Origin of the sequence: Streptomyces sp. NBC_00554, from assembly GCF_041431135.1 — a bacterium.
Lineage (GTDB): Bacteria > Actinomycetota > Actinomycetes > Streptomycetales > Streptomycetaceae > Streptomyces.
The window spans coordinates 8,520,376-8,532,738 of sequence record NZ_CP107799.1; the positions used below are offsets into that span (position 1 = coordinate 8,520,376).

7 protein-coding genes are annotated in these 12,363 nt (G+C 71.8%); 4 read left to right on the top strand and 3 right to left on the bottom strand.

Going from position 1 to position 12,363, the window contains the following annotated elements:
* Positions 1-12 precede the first annotated feature (12 nt).
* Positions 13-864: a putative hydro-lyase gene (locus OG266_RS37675; RefSeq protein ID WP_266467844.1), complete on the bottom strand. Its 852-nt coding sequence runs from the start codon at positions 862-864 to the stop codon at positions 13-15.
* The gene (locus tag OG266_RS37680; RefSeq protein WP_371551193.1) at positions 861-2,180 is read right to left on the bottom strand and encodes an MFS transporter; all 1,320 of its coding nucleotides are present in this window, start codon (positions 2,178-2,180) and stop codon (positions 861-863) included. The genes OG266_RS37675 and OG266_RS37680 overlap by 4 nt, the downstream gene beginning before the upstream one ends.
* Positions 2,181-2,369: 189 nt before the next feature.
* On the opposite strand from OG266_RS37680, the gene OG266_RS37685 reads away from it, so the two are divergent.
* From OG266_RS37685 to OG266_RS37700, 4 genes are all read left to right on the top strand, one after another.
* Positions 2,370-3,074: a GntR family transcriptional regulator gene (locus tag OG266_RS37685; protein WP_371551195.1), complete on the top strand. Its 705-nt coding sequence runs from the start codon at positions 2,370-2,372 to the stop codon at positions 3,072-3,074.
* Positions 3,075-3,167: 93 nt separating this feature from the next.
* The gene (locus OG266_RS37690) at positions 3,168-4,694 is read left to right on the top strand and encodes a hypothetical protein (RefSeq protein ID WP_266467853.1); all 1,527 of its coding nucleotides are present in this window, start codon (positions 3,168-3,170) and stop codon (positions 4,692-4,694) included.
* Positions 4,695-4,827: 133 nt separating this feature from the next.
* Complete coding sequence (locus OG266_RS37695; protein ID WP_326724437.1) at positions 4,828-5,706, top strand: hypothetical protein; 879 nt, start codon at positions 4,828-4,830, stop codon at positions 5,704-5,706.
* 59 nt (positions 5,707-5,765) lie between these two features.
* A complete protein-coding gene (locus OG266_RS37700; protein WP_371551198.1) occupies positions 5,766-10,661 on the top strand; it encodes a hypothetical protein in 4,896 nt (1,631 codons plus the stop codon).
* 73 nt (positions 10,662-10,734) lie between these two features.
* Here the strand turns inward: OG266_RS37700 and OG266_RS37705 are convergent, their stop codons facing one another.
* Positions 10,735-12,285: a GMC family oxidoreductase gene (locus OG266_RS37705; RefSeq protein ID WP_371551200.1), complete on the bottom strand. Its 1,551-nt coding sequence runs from the start codon at positions 12,283-12,285 to the stop codon at positions 10,735-10,737.
* Positions 12,286-12,363: the final 78 nt, after the last annotated feature.

Consider the following 12,363-nt stretch of genomic DNA (forward strand, 5'->3'; position numbering starts at 1 on the left):
TGTCTCTCCTGTTCAGGCCACGCGGTACTGCTCGTCACGGGTGTCCGTGACGAGCATCTGGCCGGGTGCGTGGGTGATGGCGAAGGGCGGGCGCGAGGCCATCACGGCCGCCTGGGGTGTCACTCCGCAGGCCCAGAACACCGGGATGTCGCCGGGCTCGGCGTCCACCCGGTCGCCGAAGTCGGGGCGCGCGAGATCCCCGATGCCAAGACCCGACGGCTCACCGCAGTGCACCGGGCTCCCGTGCACGGCGGGCAGCAGACTGCTCTCCCGGATCGCCGCGGCCAGGTGCTCGGGCGGGACCGGGCGCATCGACACCACCATGGGGCCGTGCAGCCGCCCGGCCGGACGGCACTGGCGGCCCGTCACGTACATCGAGACGTTGCGGCCCTGCTCGAGGTGGCGCATCGGGACGCCCGCCTCGCTCAGCGCCCACTCGAAGGTGAAGCTGCAGCCGATGAGGAACGAGACCAGGTCGCCGCGCCAGTGGTCGATCACGTCCGTGGGTTCGGCCACCAACTCCCCGTGCTCCCACACCCGGTAGCGCGGCAGATCGGTGCGCAGGTCCGCGCCCTCGGCGAGCGGAGTGGTCCAGGAACCGGCGTCGGTGACGTCGAGGACCGGGCAGGGCTTCGGGTTGCGCTGACAGAACAGCAGCATGTCGTACGCCCAGTCGGCGGGCACCGAGATCAGGTTCGCCTGGGTGTGGCCCGCGGCGACTCCGGCGGTGGATCCCGACACGCCCGAACGGAACGTGGCGCGCGCCTTCTTGGGGGTCCACGCGTGCGCGTGGCCGTCACGGAGGCTCAACGGGCGGTCCTGGGGGGAGTGGATCACGGGGATCACAGAGGTCGTGGCGGTCACAGGAGTTCCTTCCCACGGGTCTCGGGGAGTCCGATCAGCGCCACGGCCGCGAGGGCGTAGCCGATCGCACCGAAGACCAGCGCCCCGCCAACGCCCCAACTGTCGGCCAGGAAGCCGACAGTGGTGGGGAAGGCGGCGCCCACGGCACGTCCGGTGTTGTACGTGAAGCCCTGCCCTGTGCCGCGCACCGCCGTCGGGTACAGCTCGCTGAGGAAGGAGCCGAAGCCGCTGAAGATGGCCGACATGCAGAAGCCGAGCGGGAAACCGAGCACCAGGAGAAGGGTGTTGGCGCCGCTCGGGATGTTGGCGTACGCGAGGATGCACAGCGCCGAGAGGATCGCGAAGAGCAGGATGTTGCGCTTGCGGCCCAGTTTGTCGGTGAGATAGCCGCCGGTGAGATAGCCGAGGAAGGCCCCGGAGATCAGGAACGTGAGGTAGCCGCCGGTGCCGACGACGGACAGTCCGCGCTCCGTCTTGAGGTACGTGGGCACCCAGGTGGCCAGCGTGTAGTAGCCGCCCTGGACACCGGTGGACAGCAGGACCGCGAAGAACGTGGTGCGCAGGAGACCGGGGCCGTCGGCCGTGGCGGGCTTGAAGATCGCCGTGAATGAGCCCTTCTTGGCGCTCTTCTCACGTACGGCGGTCGCTTTCGGAGCGTCTTCCACCCGGCGCCGCACCCAGACGACGAGCAGCGCGGGCAGCGCGCCGGTCCAGAACATCACGCGCCAGGCGAGGTCGTCGTCGAGGAACTGGAAGACCACCGTGTAGACGATCACGGCCAGTCCCCAGCCGACGGCCCAGGAACTCTGGACCGCACCGAGCGTGCGACCACGGTGCTTGGGGCTCGCGTACTCGGCGACCAGGATCGCGCCGACCGCCCACTCACCGCCGAAACCGAGCCCCTGAAGGGCGCGGAAAACCAGCAGAGTCTCGTAGTTGGGCGCGAAACCGCAGGCCACGGTGAACACCGCGTACGTGATCACGGTGATCATCAGGGCCTTGACGCGCCCGATCCGGTCCGCGACCACACCCGCTATGGCGCCGCCGACCGCCGAGACGACCAGCGTGACGGTGGTGAACAGGCCGGTCTGGCCGCTGTCCAGTCCGAAGTACGCCGCCAGCGCGACCATGCTCAGCGGCAGAGTGAAGTAGTCGTACGAGTCGAGGCCGTAGCCGCCGAACGCGCCGGCGAAGGCGCGTCGGCCGCGCGGACCGAGAGCGTGCAGCCAGGCGAACGGGCCGTCCTGGGGAGTGGGTTCAGCCGCGTCGGGGCGGTCTTCGGCGGTCAGGGCCTGGGGTGGAGGGGTCGTGCTCATGGGCACCTCGCAGTGAGGGACGGAGGGTGCTTGGACTGAGCCGTGCCGTGCGGGAAGTGCGCGGCGCCTTGGTTCGCGGCCGTTTTCGAGGCCCTGCGATTGACGCCTGACCGACAAGGTAGAGGATCGTTGAACGATCCCTCAATACCCATGTTGTTTCGTTCTTGTATCTACGATTGAATTCCGGGCATGGCAGAGCTGACGGGACTGGCCGACGATCGCGCCCTGCTGGGCCGCACCAGCACCGCCGAGCGGGTCTCGGACATCCTCAGGAGCCGTATCGCGGAGGGGTACTTCCCGCCCGGCACACGGCTGTCCGAGGACAGCATCGGCGGGGCTCTGGGCGTCTCGCGCAACACGCTGCGCGAGGCGTTCCGGCTGCTCACGCACGAGCGGCTGCTCGTCCACGAGCTCAATCGCGGGGTCTTCGTGCGGGTCCTGACCGTCGAGGACGTCGAGGACATCTACCGCACACGCTCCCTCGTCGAGTGCGCCGTGGTCCGGGGTCTCGGTGAGCCGCCGTACGCCGTGGACGGCCTCGCGACGGCTGTGGCGAACGGACGGCGGTCGGCGGGCGAAGGTGACTGGACGGGCGTCTCGACGGCCAACATCCACTTCCACCGGGAGCTCGTCGCGCTCGCCGGGAGCGCCCGCACCGACGAGCTGATGCGCAGCGTCTTCGCCGAACTGCGCCTGGCGTTCCACGTGGTGGACGACCCGCGGCGGCTGCACGAGCCGTACCTCGTGCGCAACCGCGAGATCCTCCAGACCCTCCAGAAGGGCGACCGGGACGGGGCCGAGCGGCTGCTCGCGGTCTATCTCGACGACTCGCTCAAGGGACTTGTGGCGATGTACGGGCGGCGGGTGGCCGACGGGGCGCAGGGGACCGGCTGAGCAGCAGGAGGGCGAGCGTGGCGGCCGCTGTGACGGGCGGTCGCTTCTGCGTCGTTTCGACCGTTGTCAGACCGAGGACCTAGTCTGTGCACCGTGACTTCGCCTGCATCGACGGACCGTGTTCCGCCCCAGCTCAGCGCGGGGCCGCGCCCCGCACCGGGCCCGGCCGCCGACGAGGGTCTGGCGCGGCGGCTGCGCGCGCTCGCCTGCACCGCGCCGCTGCACGACCTCGACGTACGCAAGGCGAATCTCGCGGGTGAGTACTCGGTCTACGGGATGGCGGAGGTGGCCCTCGCCGCCATCGACCTCGTCACACTGAACATGGACTTCGACACGGGCGCCGACCACGACCAGATAGTGGCCCGCCTCATCCCGCGCATCGCCGCCCAGGCCCCGCAGCGGCCCGTCGCCGAGCACGAGCGCGTGGCCCGCTGGGTCCTGGAGAACCTGATCAACGTCGGCAGCGTCGACCGCGGCTTCCGCGCCGTATACGGCACGTTCGCACCCGACGGCTCCTATGTACGCCGTGACTACGACTTCAAGCTGATCGAGGAGGTGCCCGGATACGGAGGGAGCGTGTATCTCCGTACGACGGATGAAGCGGTCAATGTGCTCGTCGGCGCCCTCGATACCGACGTCACCAGTGCGCAGATCGCCGCCGAGGTCAAGCTCGAGGTGCTGATCAGCCGCGGCCGGCTCGCCGACGCGCAGCTGGCCGCGGAGCAGGCCAGGTACCGGACCGTGCAGTTCGCCGAGACGCTGCGCAAGGCTCTGGACGCGACCCGCCGCAATGTGCGGGCCGTGGACTGGCTCGAGGCCGTGCCCGACATGATCGCGGAGGCCCTCGACCACGTCGCCGACCGGTACCGCCACGAGAACGCGATCCTCACGAACATCCGCAAGGCCCGCGACGAGTCCGAGGACCCCGAGCAGAAGCGCCGTGCGGCCGAGCTGGTCGACATCGTCAAGGACTGCATCCGCAGGCATACGCAGCTGCAGTCCCGGCTCCTGGAGGCCGGGCCGCTGTTCCGTGCCGAGCAGGACCGGCAGGCCTTCGCCACGCCCATGACCACCTCGGGGATCGATCTCTACGGGCATCTCGTCGCCCCCCTGCTGCCGCTGCCCGTGGAGCAGGCGCTGCGGGTCACGGACGCGTTCTTCGCCCGCGGGACGGGGCTGCGTACGCCCGTGTCGGTACGGGTCGGGGACCTTGTCGACATACTGCTGGCGCCTCCCATGGAGCGGGAGCATCTGGGTGCGGAGATGCCTGAGCCGGATCTGATCGCCACGCCCGACGACAGTCGGTTCAGCGAGGAGCAGCTCGCCAGTGCCATGGAGTTGCTCGACCTGCCCGCGGATGCGCCGCGGCGGTTGTCCGGGCTGCTTGCGGACGCGCGTCGGCGGGACCCTGAACTGCCTTACCTCGTCGCCCTGTTGGCTGTGCACGCCGCGAGTCCGCCCGTCGGCACGGCTTACCGGCAGGGTGAGCAGAAGCTGCTGTTCGCCGTGGACGACGGGACGGAGCTGGACGATCCGGAGTTCGGTGGGGCCGATCTCATCGTAGGCATGGCTCTGTTGGACGCGGTGGGGATGGCAGCCGGTAGATCGGAGGCGGCGTGATCTGTGGGTCGTTCTTTGACTGCGGACCGGTCGTGGCTGGTCGCGCCCACGCGGCGGAGCCGCATATGTCACAGCCCCGCGCCCCTTACGTACCTGCCCTCGCCCTCGTTTGTCAGACCAAGGAGTTTCACCCGTGACCGAGCACGTCGAGTGGAGTGAGCCGGAGGCCGTTGCCGTACCGGCCAACGCGCCCATCACGCCCGCCGACGCCGCCGATGCCGCGCGGCTCGTCGCCTTTGGGCTGCAGCCCAAGCTTCAGCCCGCGCGCGACCAGGAGTACGCGGAGCTGCTGCGGCGGTACCGCGAGGATCCGCCGTTCGCGCGGCTCGCGGACGCCGTGGCCGCCGGGCTCGGGCTGGTCGTCCTGGAGGTGTCCCCGCGCGCGGGGATGGCCGTGACCGCCGCCGAGGACTCGGTGTTCGCCGTGCGTATGGGCGACTATGCGCGCCGGGCGTCGGCCGACTCGGGGGACCGGTTCCTGCACGGGCTCGCGCATCTCGCCGTCGCCGCCATGGCGTTTCCCCGTCCCGAGGACCTCGCGGACGATGGGTACATCGGGCGCGTCTCGGTCAACGGGGTCGACGCGTTCGTACGGCAGGCCTGCCGGCGCCTGGAGGAGCGGGCCGAGGAGGAGGGCCGCAACACCGACCCGGCGACGGAATCGCCGGGACTGGAGGCGGCCTGGCGGATCTGGGCGCGGCGCAGCTCCACCGGGGCCACCAAGGACGCGCGAAGACTCGCAGGATCCACCACCGGGATCGTCGGCAAGGCCGTCGCCTTCCTCACCGACTCCGGGTTTCTGCAGCGCACCGGGGACGACTCCGGTGGGACGTACCGGACGACGGCCCGCTATCAGCTCCAGGTCCGTGACATGGCCGGCAGTGCCGCGATGGCCGAGCTCCTTGAGCTGGGCATCGTCCCGGTGACCGACGGCACCGCGAGTCTGCTGCCCGCCGAAGACACCGACGACGTGGAGCTGGCCGCCGGCGCCGGACTCCCGTTCCACTCCTGACCCGCCGATCAGCCGACCGACCGCCTCAACTCCCTCCACGACTACGAGAGTCCGCCGCCATGTACGAGCTGTCCCGGGTCCGCCTCTACTCCATCGGGCCTGCCGGTGCGCGCTACGCCGACACCGTGCTCGACCTGCGCGGAGTGGGTCAGCCGGTGCCCGACCCCGCGCCCACCCAGGCGGAGTTCTTCGCGGAGGAGCCCGTCGGGCCGCCGCGTCGCCCGGCGCCCGCGGGCGTGCTCTTCCTGGAGAACGGCGGCGGCAAGTCGGTGCTGCTCAAGCTGATCTTCTCGGTGATGCTGCCGGGCCACCGGAACACGCTGGGCGGCGCCAGTTCCGGTGTGCTGCGCAAGTTCCTGCTCGCCGACGACTGCGGGCATGTGGCGCTGGAGTGGCAGCACACGCTGACCGGCGAGTGTGTCGTCGTCGGCAAGGTGAGTGAGTGGCGGGGGAGGCAGGTCTCCAACGACCCGCGGAAGTTCGCCGAGGCCTGGTACTCGTTCCGGCCCGGTCCTGGACTGAGCCTGGACAATCTGCCGGTCGCCGAGGCCACCGCCGTACGGCCGCCCGTGGAAGGCGCGTCCGGGGCGCAGGGGCGACGGCGCACCATGAAGGGCTTCCGGGACGCGATCACCGAGGCGGGCAAGGCGTACCCGCACCTCGAAGTGCACTGGGAGGAGATCCACGACCGCTGGAACGAACACCTCGGCGACCTGGGCCTGGACCCCGAACTCTTCCGCTACCAGCGGGAGATGAACGCCGACGAGGGTGAGGCCGCCGGTCTCTTCGCGGTGAAGAAGGACTCCGACTTCACCGACCTGCTGCTGCGCGCGGTCACCGACACCCGGGACACCGACGGGCTCGCCGACCTGGTCGGCGGTTTCGGCAACAAGCTCGGCCGGCGTGCCGAGCTCATCGCCGAGCGGGACTTCACGGCCGGGTCCGCGGACCTGCTCGGGCGGATCGTCGAAGCCGCCGGAGCACGGGCACGCGCACGTGACATCCACGCGGGCGCCGAGCGGCGTACGCGGACACTGGCCAGGCGCCTTTCCGCGCGAGCCGTGCGGGAGCGGGGCCGGGCAGGCGAACTGGCCCAGCGGGTCACCGGCGCCGCGCACACCGTCACCGAGGCCGAGAGCACCCGCTCCACCAGCGCGCTGATCGCGGCCGAACTCGCCTACCGACACGCCTCGTTGGCGCTCGCCGGAGCCGAGAAGGCCGCAGCCGCGCAGAAGCGTGAACTGGCCGACGCGCGCACCCTGCACTCCGCGTGGCAGGCCGCCGAGGCCGTACTGCGGCACCGCTCCGCCGCCGACCGCTCCTCGCGCGTGGCAGCCGCGATCCGCGAGGCCGAGCGGGACGCCGCGCCGGCGCTCGCCGCGCGCGCCAAGGCCGCCGTCGATCTCGTACGCGCCCTGCACCGCGCCGCCGACGGCGCCGAGGCGCTCGCCAACGAGGAGGAGGAGCGGTCCGCCGGGCTCCAGGACGTCGGCGAGACGTCTCACTCGGACGCGACCGCTGCCGCCACCGCCGCGCAGCGCGCCCGAAGTGAGGTCGGGCATCTGCGCCAGCGCCTGAGCGAGGTCGAGCAGGAGACCGCCGAAGCGGTGCGGGCCGGCTGGCTCGACGACAGCGCCCCCGACGCCGACCCGGCGCGGGCCGCGCTCGCCGCGAGCGACGCCGAGAAGACGGCCGTCTCGGCCTGGGACACCGCCCGGGAGGCCTCCCGGCGCGCCTCCGAGCACGCCCGCGAGGCGGCTTCCGTGGCGTCCCGCGCGGAGCTGACGGCGGCCCGCGCAGCGGACGCGGCGACGGCGGCCGAGCTGTCGTACGAGGGCGAGCGGGGCACCGCGGAGGGGCTGGCGGGGGAGGAGCGGCTGGCGGAGTTGCTGAGCCTGCCGGGTGCCTCCGGCAGGGGGCGCGGTGGAGTGCCGGTTCCCCGGGCCGGGGCGGAGGGTTCCCCGGGCAATGTGTCCGATGGGGTCGGCGACGACAGTCAGGGCGGTGCCCGCGCGGCCCGTGTTCGTCCCGGCGCGGGTGACGGCGCCGATGAGGGCGGGGCCGGGCTTGATGGGCTCGGCGCCTCTGACGGGCGCGGCAAGCAGGGGGGTGCGGCGGTGGCCCGCTCTGGCCGGGGTGCCGGTGGAGCGGGGGGGGCCAACGGGGCAGGCGCGGTCAGCGGGTCGGCAGAGTCCGGGGCGGTGGGCAGGGCTCACACCGAGACCTGGGCGACCGCCGAAGGCCCCCTCGCCCCCGAGCAGTTGGACCACTTCGCCGACGAACTGCGTGAACTGCTCGACGACGGTGTCGCCTCCGCCGAGCGGCAGTTGTTCGACCTGCGGACCGCCGCGGCCGACGACGCGCGGATCCTCGGGGCGCTCGGCGACGGGGGCCTGCTGCCGCCCGGCCCGGACGTGCTCGCCACCGTCGAGTTCCTCGGCGAGCACGGGATCCCCGCGCTGCCCGGCTGGCGCTACCTCGCACAGGCCGTCGACCCCGTCGACCACGCGCGCGTGCTGGCTGCCAGGCCGGAGCTGGTCGACGGCGTGATCATCACCGACCCGGACACGCACGCCCGGGCGCGCGAGGCGCTCAATGACGCCGCGCTGCTGCCGAGGTCCGCCGTCGCCGTCGGTACCGCCGCCGCGCTGCTCGCCCCGACTCCGGCGCCCGGCGCGGGAGACGGTGACGTCTTCCTCGTACCGCCGAACCCGGCCATGCACGACGAGCACGCCGCCGACGAGGAGCGACAGGCGCTGCGCACGCGCGCGACACAGCGGGACGAGGAGATCCGGGCACTGGCAGGGCGGCTCGCCAAGGACCGTGAACTGGCGGCGCGGCTCGCGTCCTGGCGCACCGGCTGTCCCGCGGGGCGGCTCGTCGAGCTCGCCGCGGCGGCACGGGACGCGCGCGCGTTCGCCGAGGAGGCCGAGGCCGAGCTGGCCGAGGCGCGCACCGTGCGGGCCGAGGCCGACGAGGCAGCGGCCGAGGCGACCCTCGTACGGGACGATCGGCAGGAGGCCGCGCAGCGGGCCCGGCGTGCCGCCGACGCCCTCGCGGGGCTCGCGTTCCGGCTGCGCGAGCGCGCCGGCTGGCAGGTCAAGGTACGCGAACTCGCCGACGAGGCAACGGAGTCGGAGGCCCGCGCCCAGGTCTGCCTGGAGCGCGCCCGCGCCGCCGACGAGGACCGCCGCGCCGCCCAGCGCGCCGCCGACGACGCCCGCCGCACCGCCCGCGCGCTGCGCGCCGAGCGCGCGGAGATCGCGGGCGCCCCCGACGACGTACCGGAAGACGAATCGACGGCCTCGAAGCCGTCCCTGCCGGCTCTGCGCGAGGCCTACCGGGCCGCGTCGCAGCTGTACGAGAAGGTCGGTGTCGGAGCCGACCTCCGGGCCGAGCAGGCACGGGCCGAGAGCGAGGAGAGCGCGGCGCTGGCCGAGTGGGAACGGCTCAGCAACAAGGTGCGTACGCGCGCGGCGCAGCTCCTGGAGTCGCCGGACGGTTCCGACGGCCCGTCCCGGCAGGCCGCGGCCGCCCGCGCCGAGGAGCTCGTACAGCTCCTGGAGACCCGGATGTCGACCGCGAGCGAGCAGCTCGGACGGCTGCGCGGCGAGGCCGAGCGGCACGCCCCCGAGGACGGCGAGGCCCACACCGAGCTGTCGGAGGAGCTGGTCCCGCGCGACGCCGAGCACGCGCAGGTCTTGCTGCGCACGGCCACCGGCGAACTCGCCTCCCGTGCCGAGGCGTTGAGCCGGGCGCGCGAAGCCCACGCCGAACTGCTCGACGCCCACCGGGCCGCCGAGGACGCGGGTGGAGGCTTCGAAGAGACCGCCGCGCTGCTCAGGGACCTGCTGCGCGAGCACTCCGACGAGGAGCAGGAGGAGCCCGAGCCGTACCCCGGCAGCCTCGAAGAGGCACGGCACTCCGCCGCTGAGGCCCGCCGCTCCCTGCGCGGCTGCGCCACCGATCTGTCCGCCGCCGAGGCCGCCGTCCGTGAGGCGAGCGACATCCTCGTACGGCATGCCAACTCCACGCGGTACGAGCAGGTGCGGACCCCGGCGCGGCAGCAGATCCGTGAGCTGCCCGCGTCCGCGCTGCCGGAGCACGCGCAGAAGTGGGCGGACGCCTTCGCGCCCCGACTGCGGGTGCTGACGGATGAGTTGGAGCAGCTGGAGCGCAATCGTGACTCGATCGTGGACCGGCTGCGGGGGCTCGTCGAGTCGGCGCTCGCCACCCTGCGGTCCGCGCAGCGGCTGTCCCGGCTGCCGGAGGGGCTCGGCGAGTGGTCCGGGCAGGAGTTCCTGCGCATCCGCTTCGAGGAGCCCGACCAGGCCACGCTCGCCGAGCGGCTCGGCGAGGTCGTCGACGAGGCCACCCGGGCGGCGGTCAAGAAGAACTCGGACATGCGCCGCGACGGCATGTCACTGCTGCTGCGCGGGGTCGGCGCCGCCCTTCAGCCCAAGGGCGTCGCCGTCGAGATCCTCAAGCCGGACGCCGTACTGCGCGCCGAGCGCGTCCCCGTCGGGCAGATGGGCGATGTGTTCTCGGGCGGTCAGCTGCTCACCGCCGCCATCGCGCTCTACTGCACGATGGCGGCGCTGCGCAGCAACGACCGGGGCCGCGACAAGCACCGGCATGCCGGCACGCTGTTCCTCGACAACCCCATCGGGCGCGCCAACGCGACGTATCTGCTGGAGCTCCAGCGGGCCGTGTCGGACGCGCTCGGTGTCCAACTCCTTTACACCACCGGGCTGTTCGACACGACGGCGCTCGCCGAGTTCCCGCTCGTCATCCGGCTGCGCAACGATGCGGACCTGCGTGCCGGGCTGAAGTACATCAGCGTGGAGGAACATCTCCGGCCGGGGCTACCGCGTGCGGCTGCCGACGAGGAGGCCGGGCACAGTGAGATCACCGCTACGCGGATGTTCAAGCGCCCGGCGCCGAGTGCCCCGTAGACGAACGGTTGTGGGGAACCTGCGGGCCGGTTGTGGCTGGTCGCGCAGTTCCCCGCGCCCCTGAAGGGGCGCTTTACGCATCCTCCTTCAGAAGGTCCGCACACTTCTCGCCGATCATCATCGTCGTGATGCACGGATTGACGGAGATGAGGTCCGGCATCACCGAGCCGTCCGCGACCCGCAGACCCTCGATCCCCTTGACCCGCAGCCGCGCGTCGAGCGGGGCGGACGTGTCGTCGTCCGCGCCCATCTTCACGGTGCAGGACGGGTGGTAGACGGTGTTGTGGGTCTTGTGGATGTAGTCGAGCAGCTCGTCGTCCGTCCGGACGTCCGGGCCGGGTGCCAGCTCCGCGCCCGCCCAGCCGCTCAGTGCGGGCTGTGACGCGATCTTCCGCGCCAGCTTCAGGCCGTACGTCATCACGCGCACGTCGTGCTCGTGCGTGAAGTAGCGCGGGTCGACCATCGGCTTGTCCCGGTAGTCGCGGGTGCGCAGCCGGACGGTGCCGCGTGACTTGGCGCGGGTCACGTTCGGGGTGAGGCAGAACGCGTTCTCGGACGTCGGATAGCCCCACCGCGCGGTGTTCATGTCGAACGGCACCGAGCCGTAGTGGAACATCAAGTCCGGGCGGTCCAGGCCCGGTTCGGTGTCGTAGAAGATGCCCGCCTCCCACCACTGGCTGGACGTGGTGGGCATGGGCTGCTTGGCGTCCCACATGATGACGCCCTCCGGGTGGTCCTGGAGGTTCTCGCCGACGCCCGCCGAGTCCACCACCACCTCGACCCCGACCTCCCGCAGCTGCTCGGCGGGTCCGATGCCCGACAGCATCAGCAGTTTGGGCGTGTCGATGGAGCCGCAGGACACGATGACCTCGCGGCGGGCGCGTACCGTCCGGGTGTGGATCAGGTCCGGGTCCAGGTAATCGGCGCCGACGCAGCGACGGCCTTCGAGGACGAGCTTCTTGGCCCGGACCCCGGTGCGTACCTCCAGGTTGGGCCGTTTCCCGATGATCGGGTGGAGGTAGGCCACCGACGAGGACTGGCGGATGTTGTTCTCGTCGGAGTTGATCTGGAACCAGTTGGCTCCGCGGATCACGGTCTTGCCGGTGTTGAAACCGGTGGTGGGGATGCCCGCCTGCGCGCACGCCTCCAACAGGGCGGTGCCACAGGGGTCTTCGCCCTTCAGCGTGCGCAGTTTCACCGGGCCGGTGCGGCCGTGGTGGTCGCCGGGAGCGTCGTTCGACTCCAACCGCTGGTAGAGCGGGAAGAGTTCGGCCGCACTCCACCCCGTACAGCCCGCCGCCGCCCAGCCGTCCAGGTCTTCGGCGGGCGCCCAGAAGGCGATACAGGAGTTGTGCGAGGAACAGCCGCCGAGGACCTTGGCGCGGGCGTGCCGCATAAAGCTGTTGCCGCTGGCCTGCGGCTCGACCGGATAGTCCCAGTCGTAGCCGGACTCAAGGAGGCCCATCCAGCGCTCCAGTTTCATCACGTCGTCGTCGCCGACGTCGCTCGGTCCCGCCTCCAGCACGCACACCGTGACGGACGGGTCCTCGGAGAGCCTGGCCGCGACCACGTTGCCGGCGGTGCCGCCGCCGACCACGACGTAGTCGAACTCATCTGGGTTCATGGGGAGTTGACCTCCTTGAGTCAGGCGCTTACTTGGTTCGCTTGCTCAGTCGTTTACTCAGTCGTTTGCTCGGTCGCC